Here is a 16,695-nt window from a genome sequence, read left to right as displayed (position 1 = left end):
CAACCAGGACGGAAACCGGGTGTTCATCCTAGCAAAGGGAGGCGCCTCCGCCGTTCAAACCGCCGCAGGGCAGCGCTCCTTTCCGAAACGCATTAACCTCACCACTCAAAGATATGACCAAGCAAATATTGATCGCCGCGGCCTTTGCCGCATGCTCCGCGTTCGCCCAGGACGCACCGCCGCCCCCGGCACCGGACTCCCCTTCCGACGCTCCGGGAATGCAGCCGCCCCCTGAACGAAGGGGAGGCCCCCGCAACCGGGCAGGAGGCCCGAACCGCCAGGGTCCCCGTCCGCAACAGGCCGAACTCCGGCTGAAGAGGATTGATCCCGGCATCATGATCATCGGTGAAGAACTGGTGATGGCCAAGTACGATACCGACAAGGACGGCAAGCTTTCCGACGAGGAAATAGCCGTTCTGCAGGCGGACGTCAAGAAAGCCCAGGAAGCGAAGAAAGCCGCTATCCTGAAGAAGTTTGACAAGGACGGAGACGGCAAACTTTCCAAGGAGGAGAGGAAGGCCATGCAGGACGAATGGCTGAAGGACAATCCGGAAGCCGCCAAGCGCATGGAGGAGATGAAGGCCCGCCAGGAAGCCCGCAAGGCCGAGATGCTGAAGAAATATGACAAGGACGGAGACGGCAAGCTTTCCGACGAAGAAAAGAAAGCCATGCGTGACGACTGGGCCAAGGACCATCCGGAAGCCGCCAAGCGCATGGAGGAAATGAAGGCCCGCCAGGAAGCCCACGCCGCCAGAATGGTCAAGGAGTTTGACAAGGACGGCGACGGCAAGCTTTCCCCGGAAGAGCTCCAGGCCATTCCGCCCCATCACGGGAAACCCGGTCCGCACCATGCGGCCCCCGGCGGTCCCAAGGGACCGGAAGCGCCCGGAATGGACGGTCCGCGCCGTCCCGGAGGCCCCAGGGCTGAAGTCCCCCGCGCACCCAGGGGACCGGAAGGCCGCAGAGGCGGTGAAGGACGCCGTGGAGACGGAGACCGCGGCCCCCGCGGCAACCGTCCGGACGGCCCCCGCCCCCAGTTGGACCCCAACCGCGCCCCGATCATGGCCGCCGGCTGGATACTGATCGAAGAGAAGTATGACGCCGACAAGGACGGCAAGCTGAATGAAGCTGAAATGGCGCAGCTTAATGCGGACGCCTCCAAGGCTCTGGAAGCCCGCCGCGCCGCCCGCAGGGAAGCCAGAAAGGCGGCCCGCGGCAATAACGACATGCCTCCCCCTCCCGCCCCGGTGCAGGAAGACGGGGATGATGAATAAGTTCACCCGCAGCAACGCATAGCAGAAACAGAGAGACGGCCCCGTCTGCCTTACGGCAGGCGGGGTTTTTCTTATCAGGGAAAAGGAATTAGGGGTTATAGGAATCATAGGGAACTTTAGGGATTATAGGGAATTCCCCTCTTACCCCTCTTACCCCTCTTACCCCTCTTACCCCTCTTACCCCTCTTACCCCTCTTACCCCTCTTACCCCTCCCCTCTTACCCCTCTTACCCCTCTTACCCCTCTTACCCTCTTACCCCTCTTACCCCTCTTACCCCTCTTACCCCTCTTACCCCTCTTACCCCTCTTACCCCTCTTACCCCTCTTACCCCTCTTACCCCTCTTACCCCTCTTACCCCTCTTACCCCTCTTACCCAGCAAACTCTCGGACTTACTTAACCCTTCCCCTTCCTTCCACCAAGAAACGGACCGGGGGAGGCATGCAGCTTCCCCCGGTCAGAGTTAATGAATCAATTTCCTGCCGCCCCTCAGGCTCCGGCCTTCATGGCTTCCTTCACTTCCGCGTGCAGACCATGCTTCCTGGAGAACAGGAGGGCCGCCGGGGAGGCGATGAAGATGGAGGAGTACGTGCCGATCAGGATACCCGCGGAGATCGTCCAGGCGAAGTCTTCCATGGAAGGACCGCCGAAGAAGTACAGGCACACCAGCACGGACAGCGTGGAGAGGGAGGTCAGGAGGGTACGGGAGAGCGTCTGGTTGATGGCCTCATTCATGATGTTTTCCGCACTTTCATTCGGGTCCGAGAACCGGAGGAATTCACGGATGCGGTCAAACACGATGATCTTGTCATTGATGGAGTAGCCGGCCACCGTTAACAGCGCGCCGATGTGGATGACGTTCAGCTCCGTTCCGCTGATGATCACCAGCCCCAGCACCAGCAGCACGTCATGCGTCAGGGCGATAACGGCACCGATGGCGAAGGTCCATTCAAACCGCACCGTCAGGTAAACCATGATGCCCAGAATGCCGAAGAAGAGGGCCCAGGCGGAAGTGATGAGCGTGTCGTAACCCATGGACTGGCCAATGGTTTCTTCACTGAACGGGGCATCCTTCAACACGGGAAAGGCTTTGTTCAACGCGTTGGTGATGGCCGTCTTGTCCTGGGCGTTGTCAGAAAAGTTGACCAGGATGTTCACCTTGCTGCTGTCCGTGGATTCAGCCACTTCCTGCACGGTGGCCTTCTGGGTCAGGGCCAGCTTGTTGACCACGCTCTCAGCTTCCCGGAAGGATACCTCATTCTTGTTCACCAGGTAGGAGATGGAGGAACCGCCGGTGAAGTCCATGCCCAGGCAGTCCTTGCCCTTCATGGCGCCCACCGCCAGGCAGATTAACAGGAGGATGGCGGACAGGGAGCAGGACCATACCTTCTGGCCCATGAAGTTGATGTTGCTCTTGTTCTTGAAGAGGTTCAGGAATTTGACGTCCTTCATCATGCCCACCGTATCCGCCCAGTAGAACAGGACGCGGGTGACCAGGATGGCCCCGATCATGGAGGTAATAACGCCCACCGTCAGCGTGACGGCAAAGCCCTTGATGGTGCCGGTAGCCATCCAGTACAGGATGACGGCGGTAATGAGGGAGGTGATGTTGGAGTCAAAAATGGCGGAGAAGGCCTTGTCAAAGGAGTTGCGGATGGCCACGCGGAAGGGGCGCCCGGCTTCCTTTTCTTCCCGCAGGCGTTCATAGATCAGCACGTTCGCGTCCACCGCCACGCCCAGGGTCAGCACGATACCGGCAATGCCCGGCAGCGTCAGTTCAAAGCCGAAGATGGACATGGCCCCCAGCAGAAGCAGGGCGTTGATCGTCAGGCCCATGATAGCCACCAGCCCGGCAAAGCGGTAGTAGATGATCATCATGATGAAGCACAGGATCAGGCCCGTAATGCCCGCGTATTCCCCCTGAAGCAGGGCCGTATGGCCCAGGGAGGCGGAGATTTCACTGGCGGATTCAAAGTTGAGCTTGTTGGTCAGGGGGTTGGAAAGCACCTTCGTCAGCGCTTCCGCCTCCCCGGGGGCATCCAGCCCGCTGATTTCAAAGCTCTTGGAAAGGATGGCCTGGACCGTGGGGGCGCTCTTGACCACGTCATCCAGCACAATGGCCATGCGGTCATGGCCCAGCTGCATACGGGAGGTGAGGTTGTACATCTTGTCCGCCCCCTCGTTGCTGAGGGTGACGTTGACATGGCCGGGACGGGCCAGGTCCACCCCGGCGCGGACAATGTCCTTGCCCGTCAGGGATTCACGCTTTTCCAGAAAGATTTTTTCCTTAACGTCTTCGCCCTTGCCATTCTTGAAGGTGTATTCATACAGGCGGTAGCCGGGAACGCGGATGCGGCCCTCCGCCACCAGTTCATTGTTGCGCGGATGGACGGGGAGAATTTGCAGCTTGGCGACCTTCGTCAGAATGGCCTTGGTTTCCTCGCGCTTGGCGGGGTCCGCGGCGGGAATCTGCACTTCAATGAGGTTCAGGTTGTCCTTCTTCTTCGGGCGGATGATGACGTCATTGGCCCCGGTGCTGTTAAGGCGTTCCGTCAGGATGACGCACGCCTGTTCCATGGCCTGGTCCGTCAGCGGAATGGGCTTGCCGTCATCCCCGATGTTCGGTTCCACGCTCAGCGTGAAGGAGACGCCCCCGGCAATGTCAATGCCGTACTTCAGGCCCTGCTGGAAGAGGGAGAAGAGGGAGAAGGACGCGATGCCGATGATGAAGATCGTCCCGGCGTTGCGCTTGACCCTGTCCTGGTCGGAACCCAGGTACCAGAAAAACACGCCCAGCAATACCAGACCGCCGATGAAAATGAAAAGAGGGTTGCTGAAGAGATCGTAAATAAACGCGAGGGGAGCGGACGTTCCGCCGGCCGCGGGTAGAGTATCGGCAGATGCCAGGAGATTCATAGACATTTCAATCCGGATTGGGTGTGAGTAATACGGCAAGGGATTGTGGAGAATTTCACCAGCAGGTCAAGCCTTCTGTGCGTGTACCCGTTAAGAGGAAGGGCGCCCCCGCGGAACGCCGGAAAAGGCGCCGCTCCACGGGCATGAAAAACCCGGTTTCCGCAGGGAAACCGGGTTAAAGGGAAAACCGGAAACGCTGAAATTACATGCCGGCCACCGTTTCCACGGGGACCGAGGCGGGCGTCACGGGAGTGACGATTACAGGCGCGGAAAGAGGCGCGGAATCCGGAACAGCCGGGGAAGGAGACATGGAAGGCGCGTGACCGGAGGCCGCGCGGCCGCGGCGCATGAGTTCGGAAACGGTCACCAGTTCGTACCCGCGGTTTTTCAGCCCTTTCACTATGGCGTCAACAGCCGCCACCGTGGAGGCGTGGATGTCATGCACCAGGATGATGGAGCCGGGCTTGGCGCCGTTTACGGCGCGGGCGGCCACCACGGAGGAGCCGGGCTTGCGCCAGTCATTCGTATCCACATCCCACATGATGGTGGTGAAGCCGAAGCGCTGGCGCGCCCAGGAGGCCACGCCGGCGTTCGTGTAACCGCCGGGGGGGCGCATGACCACGGGAACCACGCCGCAGGCGTTGCGGATGGCTTCATTGGTGCTCTGGAGCTGGGATTCCGCCTTTTCACGGGAAACCTTGCTCAGGTAAACGTGGTTCCACGTATGGTTGCCCACTTCATGGCCTTCATTGACCATGCGCTGGACCACCTGCGGGTGGGCCTTGACGTTGCAGCCCTGCATGAAGAAGGTTCCTTTCACGTTGTTGGCGCGGAGGATGTCCAGCACCCTGGGAGTCAGCGTCCCGTGGGGGCCGTCATCAAAGGTGAGGGCCACCACCTTGTCCGGCACGGCCACGCGGTTCACCGTAACGCCGGGAATGCGGGGGGAAAGGGGGGTGTCATTGTAGGACGGGCTCACGGACGGCGGCGGCACAGACTTGTCAGGCAGTTTCACGGCGGGGCGGTCCGGCTTCTTTCCGGGGGCCGTCACCGGGGAAAAGGAGGTCTTTACCGGGGCGCCGGGCTGGACCGGCCGCTCAGTCTGGTCCTGGTGGGAACAGGCGGACAGCCCAAGCGCCAGGGCGCATGCAAGGAATAAACGTTTCTTCATAACAGGTTTTTGGAGGATTTACGCCCATCCCGCCTACTTGTCACGTCCTAAATCATCCATCTGTGCGGCATGAAAAAGACGCCTCCCGGCTTGAGAGGCGCCATGCGTGCGGGAATACCCCGGAATGGAGGAGGGGCCTACTCCGGGCTGTCCATGTCAATGTAGCTGACGGATACCGTCCTGCGGGGGTTGGCGGGGTCCCTCACTTCCACCTTCATCCTCTTGAAGAACCAGGAGCCGTCCTTCAGCTTCATCACGGAATCAATCATGAACCGTTTGGCCAGCTCCCCGCGGCCGTCAATGCCGTCCACCTGCCACATGGCGCCGTTTTCCTTGTCAATCCAGACGCGCACCCAGGCATACTGCCCCACCTTGGGGTTGGGGTTGGGAATCTGGACGATCCAGCAGTCCCGGCCCTTTACCGTGCTTGCCGCGTCGTCCCGGACGATCTTGGCCTGGGGCCAGTACAGGTAGCGCATGGAGAGGTCTTCATACGTCACGTCCGTCCCGGCAATGGGGACCGCGTACTGAGAGACCGGCAGAACGCCGGATTTCCCGCCTTTCCAAGAGAGGATTTCCTGGCCGCGGTCCTTGAACTTCAGGTCAAACCTGTTCCAGGCATTGTCCAGCTGGTACTGGAAGGCAATCAGGTTGCCGCGCAGGCTCATGGAAAAGGGAACCTTCACGCTGCGCCTGCGTATCTGCCCCTTCACGTCCTTGTTTTCCTGAAGGGTCGCCCCCTGGCGCACCCTTTTCAGCAGCTGCCCGGCGTCCGGGGCCGCCTGCTGGGAGAATGAAGGAGCCAGGGAAAGGACCACGGCGGCCATCCCTGAAAGGAAAGCGGAAAATAAAGAACGTCTGCTCAGCATGAACTGCTCATATCACTCCGGAAACGCGGAAAAAAACCTTTTCTCAGTCACCGGACGGCGTCCATGACATTTTGCGCCGATTTTGCTCGACTAGGTTATACAAAACGACAAGATGTGCCCAACGACATCTATTGATCCATCAATTATGGAAACGCCTGCATTCTTGAAGCCCATCCAGTCCTACCCTGGGGAAATCGTCCAGTTCATTGAAAGAATTCCGGGAGTGGACGTAACCGGAGACCGGGAAACCGTGCTGGAACGGCTGGAACCGTACCACCGCGCGGAAGTGGAAGCCCTGGGCTGGCGGTGGAAGGACCTGCGCCGCGCCGAGCAGGTGCACGGCACCAAGGCGGCCCTGGTGGGGGACATCGGCTCCAATTATCCCGTGGAGGGCGCGGACAGCCTGATCTGTTCCGGGGTTTCCGACTGCGTGCTTGCCATTTACGTGGCGGACTGCGCCGCCGTCTGGCTGTACGACAAGGAACACTGCCACCGCTCCCTGATCCATTCAGGAAAGGCGGGAACCGCCGGCAACATTGTGGCCAACACCATCAAGTCCATGAAAAAATGCCTGGGGGTGGACCCGGCCAACCTGATCGCCGTCATTTCCCCCTGCATCCGTCCCCCCCACTACGAGGAAGACATCCCCACGGCCATCAAGGCCCAGCTTCTGGAGGAAGGGGTGCCGGAAGACCAGATTCATGACTCCGGCCTGGACACGGCGTCCGATACCAAGCGTTTTTATTCCTACCGCGTGGAAAAAGGCCAGACGGGCCGCATGCTGGCCCTCTTCGGTCCGGACCACGCCACGCGCCCGCACCCGATCATTCTTTAACCGCGGGAAGGCCCGGCCTTCCCCTCCCCTTGTATCCAGCGCATCACGGTTCCGCCGTGGTGCGCTTTTTTTCCGTATGCCCCATACCCGTTGGCGCTGGAGGGCACGGCCGCGCAATCCCGCAGGGGACAAGGCCGCAGCCCGCCGCGGCAGGACCGTTCCGGTTACGCCGGACCCGACAATCCGAGTTGCCGTTCCCGCATTCAAACATCATTACATTTGCAATCATGGCAGTAACAATCAGCGACAACTATCAGGTAAAATACACCAGGAAATGGGGCACCCTGCTCCAGCAGCACGCCTCCCGGCTGGACAAGTACGTCAGCGTCATGCGCGACTTGAGCGGCAAGGTGGTCTTTCTGGACCAATTCGGCGTTCTGGACTTCACGGAAAAAACAACCCGCGTGGGCCAGACCGTTCTGAACGAGGCGCCCACCACGCGCCGCTCCATGCGTCCGCGCACCTTCACCAAGGCCATCGGCTACGATGAATTCGACGCAACCCGCCTGGGCGACATGGACCTTCCCGTCAGCAAGACGATCGAAGGCCTCCAGGCCGCCGCCGGGCGCCGCATGGACGACGTGATGATTTCCGGCTTTCTGGACACGAATTACGTGGGCGAGGACGGCATGACCGCCGTTCCGTTCAAGGAAAGCCAGCAGATCCCCGTGGACCACGTGGACAGCGGCACCAAGGGAGCCAGCAACCTCACCGTGGCCAAGCTGCGCGCGGCTCTCCAGCTTTTTGAGGAAAATGAAGCCTGGAACCAGGACGCCCCGCAGTTCGGCGACCAGCTCGTCATTGCGGTCACCAGTTCCCAGATCATGAGCCTGCTGCGGGAAACGGAGGTCAGCAGTTATGACTTCAATAACGTGAAAGCCCTGGTGGAAGGGAAGATAGATACCTTCATGGGCTTCAAGTTCATCCGCACCCAGCGGCTGCCCAAGGCGGACAACGGCACCCGTTCCTGCCTGGCCTGGGTGAAGAGCAAGGCGCAGTTCGGCATCTGGAATGACTTCAAGGTGAAGCTTTCCGTGCGTGACGACATGGAGGAAGCCCTCCAGATCCGCGCCAAATTCGCCTGCGGAGCCACCCGCCTCCAGGAAGAAGGCTTTGTCAAAATCCTGTGTGACGAAGGGGTTAGTTAATTCCGGACCACGTTAACCTTGAACCCCTCCCCTCTTTCATGAAGGGAGGCGCCCCGGACCCGCCCTGCGGTCCGGGGCTTTCGTTTTTCCGCCGGTACGCGCGCACGCTCCCAAAACGTAAATTTGACTTTCCCGGCATACCGGATACATTGCCCGGATGAACTGGAAGCGCTTTCATCTGGTACTCTGCATGTTCCTGCTGGCGGCATGCGCCACGGCACGCGGAGAGAAAACACGCGTTCTGATCGTGGACGGCTTTTCCAACCACGACTGGCAGCGCACGACCGCCTGCCTCCGGATGCTGCTGGAGAAGGAGGGCAGTTATTCCGTGGACGTGAGCACCTTCCCGGCCCGGGCTCCGGAGGCGGAGCGGGAGGCATGGAAGCCGGATTTCAAAAGCTACGACGTGGTCATCCAGAATACCAATGGCGGAACGAACGGTCCCGAATGGGGCGCCGGGGCGAAAAAAGCCCTGGAGCATTACCTCACGGACGGAGGCGGCATGCTGGCCTTTCACTCCGCCAACAACGCCTTTCCCCGGTGGCCGGAATACAACCGCATGATCGGGCTGGGATGGAGGCCGCGGGATTACGGCACCTCCCTGGTCATTACGGATGACGAAACCATCCTGCGCCTTCCACCTGGCGAGGGGGGCCCCACGTCCCACGGCGACCGCGTGGATGCGCTGGTCACGCGCCTGGGAGAACATCCCATCCATGCGGAACTGCCGCGCCGCTGGAGAACGACGGACATTGAAGTGTACCGCTACGTACGCGGCCCGGCGGAACAAGTCCAGGTGCTTTCCTATGCGCGCGATCCGCTGACGGGCCTCAATTTCCCGGTGGAATGGACGGTCCAATACGGAAAAGGGCGCGTGTACACCTCCACGCTGGGCCACGTCTGGCCGGGAGACGCCAATCTGAAGGGGATTCAATGCGCCGCCTTCCAGACCCTGTTGTTCCGCGCCCTGGACTGGCTGGCGGGAAAACCGGTCCGCTACGCCGTTCCCGGAGATTTTCCGGACCGGGAAAAACCTTCCCTGCGCCCCCTCCCCCATATCCTCCTTCAGATGGTTTCCCCCTGAACGGGCACGCATTTACGCATGCCGCCCAGCGCTTTTGCACCCGGAGCCGGCCCATGTTCCCGCTCCGGTGGCGTAGCGTTGCGCCTCCATGGAAAAGCTGACATTTTCCGTGCGCCAAAATGGGGTAATGTCATCAATAGAAGATTGACCTTCCTTCCTTAGCTGGGATAGTAGGATGTATGCAGCAGATTTTACGTGAACATCAAACCTATCCGCCGAAAATCGTTGCGTCCGTCACCTCCTGGGAGCTGTGGAAAACGCTGAAAGGAAAAGATTTAACGGACCAGTGCGACTGTGTGGAACTGCGTGTGGACGCCCTTCCTCCGGAACTCGCGCCTGAGGAGGTCATGAAGTTCAGGCCGGAAATGCCCCTGCTGGTCACCGTACGCTGCCATGAGGAAGGGGGGCTGCGCCGCATTCCGGAGGAAGAACGCTTCTCCCTGCTGCGGGCGTACCTGCCGTACGCTACCGCCATTGACATTGAAATCAAGGCCATGCGCCACGCCAGGGAACTGATTATGGAAGCCGGGGAGCGGGACGTGCTTATCATCGGCTCCACTCATGACTTCCAGATCACGCCCGGCGTGGACTACCTGCGGGAACTGGAAAAAAGGGCGCGCGCCCATAAGGCGGACATCGTCAAATTTGCGTTCACCCCGTGCCTTGCCTCGGACATCCAGACAGGCGTGCAGCTCTTCACCAAGCCAAAGGGACCTATTGCCGTGATGGGCATGGGACCCATGGGGCCCGTCTCCCGCCTGCTGTACTCCCAGCTTGGCAGCCGCCTGGTATACGGCTACCTGGGAGACCGGGAAACGGCTCCGGGCCAGTGGCACGTCTCCCTCATCAAGGAAACCCTCCGCCATCTCGGCCCCATTCTCCGCTGATACCCGCGCCTCTTCTTCCACTCTCTCATGAACATCATTACTTCCGCCTTTCTGGCGGCACGCCCCAAGACGCTCACCGCCTCCCTGATTCCGGTGTGGGCAGGCTGCATGGTGGTGCAGAAACTGACGGGTAACTGGGACCTGCGCCTGGCCCTCCTGACCTTTGCCGCGTGCCTGTGCCTCCAGATTGCCTGCAACTTTTTCAATGACGCCATTGACAACGCCAAGCACGCGGACACGGACAAGCGCACCGGCCCCGTGCGCATGACGGCCAGCGGGGCGCTCTCCTACGGAACGGTCATGCTCACAGGCGCCGCCTTCCTGCTAGGGGCCTGCCTGCTGGCCCTTCCCCTCATTGAACTGCGCGGGTGGCCCATCATCGCCATCGGCATTCCCTCTCTCTACTTCACCTACGGGTACACGGGCGGCCCGTGGCCGCTGGCTTACAAGGGTCTGGGGGAAATATTCGTCATCCTCTTCTTCGGCCTAGTGGCCGTTCTGGGCACCATCCTGGTGCAGATCGGCACGGCACCGGTGGTTCCCGGCACGCTGGTGGAATCCCTGGCGGTGTACAACGCCGGCATCGTGGTAGGCATTCAATGCGGCCTCCTGTGCGCCGTCATGATCGCCGTCAACAACATACGCGACAGGAAGGAGGACCTCACCACGGGCAAGCGCACGCTGGCCGTCCGGCTGGGGGAGGGAAAGGCGCGCGCCATGGCCCAGTCCTTCATTCTGGCGGCGTACATCACGCTGCCCACCTCCAGCCGGGCTCTTCACCTGAACCTGTCCCACACGTGGTGGATGTGGATTCCCGCCATCCTCTTCGGCGGCTACCTGATGCTCCTGATCCGCAAAACGCCTGCGGACAAACGCATGAACAAGGTCCTGGCCCTCTCCTCCGTGCACCTGCTCCTGTACCTGGCTACATACACAATTCTGCCCCCGCACTGAAAAAGCCTCCCTTTTTCCAACGTAGTAACCTGTGTATTCATGAATCTGCTAAAATTCATTCCCGTTTTTCTCATTCTGCCCGTCTTCTTCTCCTGCACTCAAAAAAGCACCCTGGAAATCGCCACCGGCAAGGTGACGACAATCAAGCTGGGCAACGTGGTCCGCATCAAGGAAATCAACGTGCTGACCTCCGCTGATGACGGCACCTTCGCCAACATGGCGGGCACGGCGGCGGAAGCCATGACGCCCGGCATCATCGGCATGGGCACCTCCAAACTGGCGTCCGCCACCGGCTCCATCGTGGACGGCAGGGTGGAAGCAACCAAAATGATCCGCGTGCGCGTCAAGCTCAAGGACACGAACGAGCTGGTGGAAGTCCAGCAGGAAGTAACGCCCACCTTTACCTTGAAAATAGGCCAGGAAGTAGTCATCACGCAGGGCAGCACGCCCGGCAACGTCTGGCCTGATTAAACGGAGATGAACCACGCCGCGGCATCCGCCCCGCCGCACCGGGGCCTTCTGGTTAAAAGCGCCGGCATCCTGGCGGCCGCCTCTCCCCTGTGCGCATGGAGCTATTGGAACAGCCTGCCCTCCGCAGCCCTGCTGGCCCCGTTGTTTTTCACAACCCTGCTTGCCGGAACCATCCGGGCCATGGGAAAAAACGTCCGGGAAACGCTGGGCCCCGTTCTTCCGGCGGTACGGCTCTCCCTGGCCGCAGGGTTGGCCTTCACGGCTGTCCTTCTGCTTTCCCAGAGCGCCTTTGCGTGGCTGCCGGAGGTACTGGCCGGCATGGGACTCATGCCGCCCGCATGGATCATTCCGCTGGGGCACCTGAACCTGCTGGTTTCTTTCTGCGCGCTTCTCCTGCTTACCCTTGCGGCGGCCTGGGCGTGCCTTCTCTGCATGGGAAAAGGCGGAATACGCCCCGTTGCGGGAAAACCGCGTCCGGAATCCCGCGCCTGACTCCCCCTCCGGAACACGGCGCCCGGCAAAGGAAACGCGGCGGCATTCTCAGCTCTCCCGCATCAGGCGGAACACGTCCTCCGGCTTCATGCCCGCGGCGCGCATCTCCTGAAGGCTCAGGCTCCGGTCTCTCTTGGCAAGCCTCTTTCCGGCGGCATCCTTCACCAGCCGGTGATGGTACCACTGCGGCACGGGGAGCCCCAGCAGGGCCTGGAGCGTACGGTGAATACCGGTAACGGGGAGCAAATCCTCCCCCCGGCTCACATGGGTGACCCCCTGGGCCGCATCATCCACCACCACGGCAATGTGGTAGCTGGCCGGGCAATCCTTGCGCCCCAGAATCACGTCCCCCAGCTCCTCCGGGCGGCAAACCTGGCCGCCGAACCGCATGTCCCTCCACAACAGAGGTCCCGTAATACGCGCGGCGGCGCGGCAGTCCAGCCGCCATGAAAAGGGCCTGCCGGACTTGAGAAGCTCCTTCCTGCGCCCCTTGTCAAGCTGGCGGCAGATTCCCGGATAAATATCCACCTGCCCCCCCTGCGGCGCGCCGCCCATGGCGGCCACTTCTTCCGCAATCTCCCGGCGCGTGCAGAAACAGGGATAAAGCACCCCGCGGTCCTTCAGCACCTGGAGGGCGTTTTCATAAGCGATGAAGCGGGAGGACTGGATCATCATGGGGCCGTCAAAACGGATGCCCAGCCAATCCAGGTCTTCCAGAATCCCCTCCACAAAACCGGGACGGCACCGCGTCTGGTCAATATCCTCCATCCTCAGCACGCACCTTCCGGAAAAACGGTCCGCCAGGGAACGGGCCTCCCACGCGGCCAGGGCATGCCCCAGATGGAGACGCCCCGTAGGGCTGGGGGCAAACCTTGTTACTATGGGGGATTCCATGCGGCGCATTCCACCATAAAAAAGCGCAGGCGCCTTTTCAAACCCTTTCCGGAAAATTATTGCGGCTTGACAGAAAGGGGCCGGGAAAGTAGGAGAGTTGGGCCCTCTCCCGGTAAATTCACCTTTCACTACATGCCTTCCCTCTTCAACTTCAACTCCGCCGCCGTCATGGGCTGGATGGAGACGGCAGCCACCCAGCAATGGATTGTGGGCATTCTGCTGCTCCTCCTCTTCATCTGCTTCATCAAGGAATGGATGCCCGTGGAAATAACCGCCCTGGCCGGAACCGCCGTGCTCATGCTTACGGGCATCCTGAGTACCAGCGACGTTCTGTCCAGCTTTGCCAACAGCGGCCCGCTGACCGTGGTATGCATGTTCATCCTGAGCGCCTCCCTGGAAAGAACGGGGCTCATTGGAGACCTCTCCAAACTCTTCAACAAGGTAGCCAAAGGCAGGGAACTGACCGCCCTGCTGGTCATCACGCTGGGGGCGTTCATGGTCTCCCCCTTCGTCAACAACACGCCCGTGGTCGTCATCCTGATGCCCATTGTCCTGGCCTTCTGCCGGGACCACAACATCGCGGCCTCCAAGCTGCTCATCCCCCTCTCCTACGCCACCATCCTGGGTGGCACCTGCTCCGTGGTGGGCACCTCCACCAACGTCGTGGTGCTGGGCCAGGTACAGAAACTGGGCTATGAAGGCATCCAGATGTTCACGGTGACGCCCATGGGGCTGCTTTATGCTGCGGCGGGGCTGCTCTACCTCTGGACGGTGGGCCGCAAATGGCTGCCCACCCGCCCCACCCTGTCCACCATGCTGCCGGGCGGCATCCAGCGGGACTTCCTGCTCCAGGTCAGAATCCCCTCAGGCTCCCCCCACATCGGCACCACTCCCGTCAGCCTGATGCAGTCCGAACTGCTGGGCACCAAAATCGTGGAAGTGCGCCGCAAGGGCTTCTCCATGCAGGAGGAACTACAGCACATCAACCTGGAGGAAGGCGACCGCATCCTCTTCCTGTGCAACGCCAGGAAAGTCAACCAGGTCCGGGAGGCCAAGGGCGTGGACCTGGGCTGGGACGACAGCCGCGGCCTGGAAACCCTGGAACAGCGCGACGTGCAAATCGTGGAAGGCATGATCGCCAACAACTCGGAATTCGCCGGACTCTCCCTGTCCGAGCTCAAATTGCGCCAGCGGTTCAACATCTTCGTGCTCGCCATCCACAGGCAGGGCAGGAACATCACGGACATGGGACCGGACACCAAGCTGGCCGCCGGGGACACCCTGCTGCTGGAAGGGCCGCAGGAAGGCATGAACCGCATCCTGACCAAGCAGCGCATCATCCCCCTGAGCCAGCGCCCCGCGGATGCGCACAACCGCAGCAAGCAGGGCTGGGCCATCTTCGCCATGGGGCTGTTCATCCTCATCGGCCTGCTGGGTTCCTTTGAACAATACGGGGACTTCTTCAAATTCTTCGCCCGCTTCAACCCCTTCTACCTGGCGTTCATCGGCGCCCTGATCGTCGTCATCTCCGGCTGCATCAAACCCAAGGAAGCATACCAGGCGGTGGACTGGGGCATCATCTTCCTGATTCTGGGCATGCTCTGCGTAGGGGACGCCATGAGCAAAACCGGGCTCGCCAAGGCCATTGCCTTCGGCGTGGTGGACAACATAGGGCCCATGGGGTGCCTGGTGGCCATCTCCGGCCTGTACCTGATCTGCTCCATCATGACGGAAATGATCTCCAACAACGCCGTGGCCGCCGTCATGGGGCCGCTGGCCTATGAAATGGCCCTGCAATTTGACGCCAACCCCATCCCCTTCATCCTGGCCGTCATGTTCGGCGCCAGCGCCAGCTTCTCCACCCCCATCGGCTACCAGACCAATACCTACGTCTACAATGCCGGCGGTTACAAATTCAAGGACTTCGTCAAGGTGGGCCTCCCCCTCAACATCCTCCTGTGGATCATCTTCACCTGCACCGTCGGCTGGTTGTACCCTCTTAAATAGAGGCGCGTGTTTTCTGGAAAAAAGCCAGGGAAAGCACCCCTGGCTTTTTTATGGATGAGGAAACGGACGAACCGGTTTTTCCGGGTCATGGGACCCTGACCGCAGAACAAGGAGAAAGCATCCCGTCCAATCTTTCCAGAACAACCGGGAAGCGGAGAAAAAAGGCACACGGGATTTCGGGAATCCAGCACCCGGAAGCCTTACTCCCGCATCAGCGCCACGCGCATGGACTGGCACTTGAGCAGGGCGGCAAAGGCGGCGTAATCCGTTTCCCGGTCGGAGGAAACCAGGCAATACTGGTACCGCGGCAGGCAGGCGTCTTCCTGCGCGGCATTGCGCAGGCGCAGGGAGATCACCTCGTCTTCATCCGTCTGGCGGCCGCAGAGGCGGTTTCTCAGCTCCTCCTGCGGCACGTAGATATAAACGTCCGTATAGCATTTGGGAAGAATGCCGTCCACGCAGGCGCGGATCTGCTCCGCCCCCTGAACGTCAATGTCCATCACCACGCTTTTACCCTGCTCCAGAAGGTTCAGGATGTCCGCCTTCAACGTCCCGTAATGGTTGCCGTGCACCTCCGCATGTTCCAGAAAATGCCCTTTCTGCACCCTGTCCGTGAATTCTTCAGGAGTCAGGAAGTGGTAGTCCACCCCGTCCGCCTCACCCTGCCGGGGCTGGCGCGTGGTGCAGGAGATGCTGTACACGCACAGCCCGTCTTCCGTCGCGCGGCGGCACAGGGTCGTTTTTCCGGAACCGGACGGTCCGGATACTACCAGCAAAGATCCCAATGGCTGTTTCATGGCTGTCATTCGATGTTCTGAACCTGTTCCCTGATTTTTTCCAGCTCCGTCTTGGCGGAAACCACCAGATGGGACAGCGTGGAGTCATTCGCCTTGGAACCGATGGTATTGAATTCCCGGAAGATTTCCTGGCAGAGGAAGTCCAGGGGCCTGCCCGCGGGAGCGGAGGACGCGCACAGGGTGCGGAACTGGTCAAAGTGGGAGGAAAGACGCGTGATTTCCTCGGAAATGTCGCACTTGTCCGCAAACAGGGCCACCTCCCGGATGATGCGTTCATCGTCCGCAGAGACGGACAGGTCGGCATCCGCCAGGCGCTTGAGCATGGCTTCACGCAGTCTTGCGGGGACGGACGGGGCGTGTTCCGCAATCTTGAGACGGAATTGTTCCAGCGTGTCCAGCTTGCCCAGCACATCCGTTTTCAGGTTGGCGCCTTCCGCCGCGCGCATGGCGATGAAGTCTTTCAAGGCACCCTTGAGGGCCTCTTCCACCACCGGCCAGGCTTCTTCCGGAGACAGGGCAGTTTCCGCTGCGGAGGTGATGATTTCCAGCCTCAGCAGGTCGGACGCCTGAAGGGGCATGGGCTGCCCGGCCAGGTCAGCCGCGCGGTTCAGCAACCCTGCCAGGGAGGCCAGTTTTTTTTCATCAAGCTGGAGGGAGCCGTCCGCTTCCTCCAGCCGTTCCACGGAGACGGAAACGCCCACGCGGCCGCGGGAAACGGCCCCCTGAACGATGGAGCGCACGGAGGCATCCCATTCCGCATAGCTGCGGGGCACGTTAACGGCAATTTCCGTCTGCTTGCGGTTTACTCCGGAGATTTCAACAAGAATGTTGTAACGGTCTGTCTGGGCAACGGCTCTACCAAAGCCGGTCATGCTGTTCATGGATACGGTTCAGATT

Annotated in this window: 16 protein-coding genes; 9 read left to right on the top strand and 7 right to left on the bottom strand. The window is 60.8% G+C overall.

What is annotated here, in order from left to right; all coding sequences use genetic code 11:
• Window positions 1-113: 113 nt before the first annotated feature.
• Window positions 114-1,274: an EF-hand domain-containing protein gene (locus ABGM91_RS08095; RefSeq protein ID WP_354831255.1), complete on the top strand. Its 1,161-nt coding sequence runs from the start codon at window positions 114-116 to the stop codon at window positions 1,272-1,274.
• Between the two features lie 204 nt (window positions 1,275-1,478).
• On the opposite strand, the gene ABGM91_RS08090 is transcribed toward ABGM91_RS08095, so the two are convergent.
• The 4 genes from ABGM91_RS08090 to ABGM91_RS08075 all read right to left on the bottom strand — a co-directional run bounded on the left by ABGM91_RS08090 (window position 1,479) and on the right by ABGM91_RS08075 (window position 6,187).
• Complete coding sequence (locus tag ABGM91_RS08090; RefSeq protein ID WP_354831253.1) at window positions 1,479-1,655, bottom strand: hypothetical protein; 177 nt, start codon at window positions 1,653-1,655, stop codon at window positions 1,479-1,481.
• Window positions 1,656-1,762: 107 nt separating this feature from the next.
• A complete protein-coding gene (secD, locus tag ABGM91_RS08085) occupies window positions 1,763-4,189 on the bottom strand; it encodes a protein translocase subunit SecD (protein WP_354831251.1) in 2,427 nt (808 codons plus the stop codon).
• A 202-nt stretch (window positions 4,190-4,391) separates the two neighbouring features.
• Window positions 4,392-5,360 (bottom strand): polysaccharide deacetylase family protein, encoded by a 969-nt coding sequence (locus ABGM91_RS08080; protein ID WP_354831248.1) that lies wholly within the window; start codon window positions 5,358-5,360, stop codon window positions 4,392-4,394.
• 137 nt (window positions 5,361-5,497) lie between these two features.
• Window positions 5,498-6,187 carry an outer membrane lipoprotein-sorting protein gene (locus ABGM91_RS08075; protein ID WP_215428782.1) on the bottom strand — a complete coding sequence of 230 codons (690 nt, stop codon included), beginning with the start codon at window positions 6,185-6,187 and terminating at the stop codon, window positions 5,498-5,500.
• Between the two features lie 187 nt (window positions 6,188-6,374).
• Here ABGM91_RS08075 and ABGM91_RS08070 point away from each other — a divergent pair, with 187 nt between their 5' ends.
• The 7 genes from ABGM91_RS08070 (at window position 6,375) to ABGM91_RS08040 (ending at window position 12,100) form a co-directional block, all read left to right on the top strand.
• On the top strand, window positions 6,375-7,064 hold the full coding sequence (locus ABGM91_RS08070; protein WP_180972441.1) for a polyphenol oxidase family protein: 690 nt from the start codon (window positions 6,375-6,377) through the stop codon (window positions 7,062-7,064).
• A 227-nt stretch (window positions 7,065-7,291) separates the two neighbouring features.
• Window positions 7,292-8,212, top strand: coding sequence for a phage capsid protein (locus ABGM91_RS08065; RefSeq protein WP_215428784.1), 921 nt, complete (start codon window positions 7,292-7,294; stop codon window positions 8,210-8,212).
• A gap of 157 nt (window positions 8,213-8,369) precedes the next feature.
• Complete coding sequence (locus tag ABGM91_RS08060; RefSeq protein ID WP_354831244.1) at window positions 8,370-9,296, top strand: ThuA domain-containing protein; 927 nt, start codon at window positions 8,370-8,372, stop codon at window positions 9,294-9,296.
• Between the two features lie 179 nt (window positions 9,297-9,475).
• Window positions 9,476-10,183: a type I 3-dehydroquinate dehydratase gene (locus tag ABGM91_RS08055; protein ID WP_354831241.1), complete on the top strand. Its 708-nt coding sequence runs from the start codon at window positions 9,476-9,478 to the stop codon at window positions 10,181-10,183.
• Window positions 10,184-10,210: 27 nt separating this feature from the next.
• On the top strand, window positions 10,211-11,137 hold the full coding sequence (gene menA / locus ABGM91_RS08050) for a 1,4-dihydroxy-2-naphthoate octaprenyltransferase (RefSeq protein WP_354831239.1): 927 nt from the start codon (window positions 10,211-10,213) through the stop codon (window positions 11,135-11,137).
• Window positions 11,138-11,176: 39 nt separating this feature from the next.
• Window positions 11,177-11,608, top strand: coding sequence for a hypothetical protein (locus tag ABGM91_RS08045; RefSeq protein ID WP_102714483.1), 432 nt, complete (start codon window positions 11,177-11,179; stop codon window positions 11,606-11,608).
• A 6-nt stretch (window positions 11,609-11,614) separates the two neighbouring features.
• Window positions 11,615-12,100 carry a hypothetical protein gene (locus ABGM91_RS08040; RefSeq protein ID WP_354831236.1) on the top strand — a complete coding sequence of 162 codons (486 nt, stop codon included), beginning with the start codon at window positions 11,615-11,617 and terminating at the stop codon, window positions 12,098-12,100.
• A gap of 48 nt (window positions 12,101-12,148) precedes the next feature.
• Here ABGM91_RS08040 and gluQRS read toward each other — a convergent pair whose 3' ends face one another.
• Window positions 12,149-12,994, bottom strand: coding sequence for a tRNA glutamyl-Q(34) synthetase GluQRS (gene gluQRS, locus ABGM91_RS08035; protein WP_354831233.1), 846 nt, complete (start codon window positions 12,992-12,994; stop codon window positions 12,149-12,151).
• Between the two features lie 132 nt (window positions 12,995-13,126).
• Between gluQRS and ABGM91_RS08030 the strand changes: the two genes are divergently transcribed.
• Complete coding sequence (locus tag ABGM91_RS08030; RefSeq protein WP_354831230.1) at window positions 13,127-15,001, top strand: SLC13 family permease; 1,875 nt, start codon at window positions 13,127-13,129, stop codon at window positions 14,999-15,001.
• Between the two features lie 200 nt (window positions 15,002-15,201).
• Here the strand turns inward: ABGM91_RS08030 and gmk are convergent, their stop codons facing one another.
• Both gmk and ABGM91_RS08020 read right to left on the bottom strand, forming a co-directional pair.
• Window positions 15,202-15,798 carry a guanylate kinase gene (gene gmk / locus ABGM91_RS08025; protein ID WP_251841464.1) on the bottom strand — a complete coding sequence of 199 codons (597 nt, stop codon included), beginning with the start codon at window positions 15,796-15,798 and terminating at the stop codon, window positions 15,202-15,204.
• A 5-nt stretch (window positions 15,799-15,803) separates the two neighbouring features.
• Complete coding sequence (locus tag ABGM91_RS08020) at window positions 15,804-16,679, bottom strand: YicC/YloC family endoribonuclease (RefSeq protein WP_215428792.1); 876 nt, start codon at window positions 16,677-16,679, stop codon at window positions 15,804-15,806.
• Window positions 16,680-16,695: the final 16 nt, after the last annotated feature.

The sequence above is a fragment of the Akkermansia muciniphila genome (assembly GCF_040616545.1).
Taxonomy (GTDB): domain Bacteria; phylum Verrucomicrobiota; class Verrucomicrobiia; order Verrucomicrobiales; family Akkermansiaceae; genus Akkermansia; species Akkermansia muciniphila_E.
This window is presented reverse-complemented; position numbering and strand designations above follow the sequence as displayed.

What these genes read in the sequence shown, in the direction of transcription:
- ABGM91_RS08095 (WP_354831255.1), top strand. Translation starts at nt 114, where the DNA reads ATGACCAAGCAAATATTGATCGCCGCGGCCTTTGCCGCATGCTCCGCG.
- secD (WP_354831251.1), bottom strand. Translation starts at nt 4,189, where the DNA reads ATGAATCTCCTGGCATCTGCCGATACTCTACCCGCGGCCGGCGGAACG.
- ABGM91_RS08080 (WP_354831248.1), bottom strand. Translation starts at nt 5,360, where the DNA reads ATGAAGAAACGTTTATTCCTTGCATGCGCCCTGGCGCTTGGGCTGTCC.
- ABGM91_RS08075 (WP_215428782.1), bottom strand. Translation starts at nt 6,187, where the DNA reads ATGGCCGCCGTGGTCCTTTCCCTGGCTCCTTCATTCTCCCAGCAGGCG.
- ABGM91_RS08070 (WP_180972441.1), top strand. Translation starts at nt 6,375, where the DNA reads ATGGAAACGCCTGCATTCTTGAAGCCCATCCAGTCCTACCCTGGGGAA.
- ABGM91_RS08065 (WP_215428784.1), top strand. Translation starts at nt 7,292, where the DNA reads ATGGCAGTAACAATCAGCGACAACTATCAGGTAAAATACACCAGGAAA.
- ABGM91_RS08060 (WP_354831244.1), top strand. Translation starts at nt 8,370, where the DNA reads ATGAACTGGAAGCGCTTTCATCTGGTACTCTGCATGTTCCTGCTGGCG.
- ABGM91_RS08055 (WP_354831241.1), top strand. Translation starts at nt 9,476, where the DNA reads ATGCAGCAGATTTTACGTGAACATCAAACCTATCCGCCGAAAATCGTT.
- menA (WP_354831239.1), top strand. Translation starts at nt 10,211, where the DNA reads ATGAACATCATTACTTCCGCCTTTCTGGCGGCACGCCCCAAGACGCTC.
- ABGM91_RS08045 (WP_102714483.1), top strand. Translation starts at nt 11,177, where the DNA reads ATGAATCTGCTAAAATTCATTCCCGTTTTTCTCATTCTGCCCGTCTTC.
- ABGM91_RS08040 (WP_354831236.1), top strand. Translation starts at nt 11,615, where the DNA reads ATGAACCACGCCGCGGCATCCGCCCCGCCGCACCGGGGCCTTCTGGTT.
- gluQRS (WP_354831233.1), bottom strand. Translation starts at nt 12,994, where the DNA reads ATGGAATCCCCCATAGTAACAAGGTTTGCCCCCAGCCCTACGGGGCGT.
- ABGM91_RS08030 (WP_354831230.1), top strand. Translation starts at nt 13,127, where the DNA reads ATGCCTTCCCTCTTCAACTTCAACTCCGCCGCCGTCATGGGCTGGATG.
- gmk (WP_251841464.1), bottom strand. Translation starts at nt 15,798, where the DNA reads ATGAAACAGCCATTGGGATCTTTGCTGGTAGTATCCGGACCGTCCGGT.
- ABGM91_RS08020 (WP_215428792.1), bottom strand. Translation starts at nt 16,679, where the DNA reads ATGAACAGCATGACCGGCTTTGGTAGAGCCGTTGCCCAGACAGACCGT.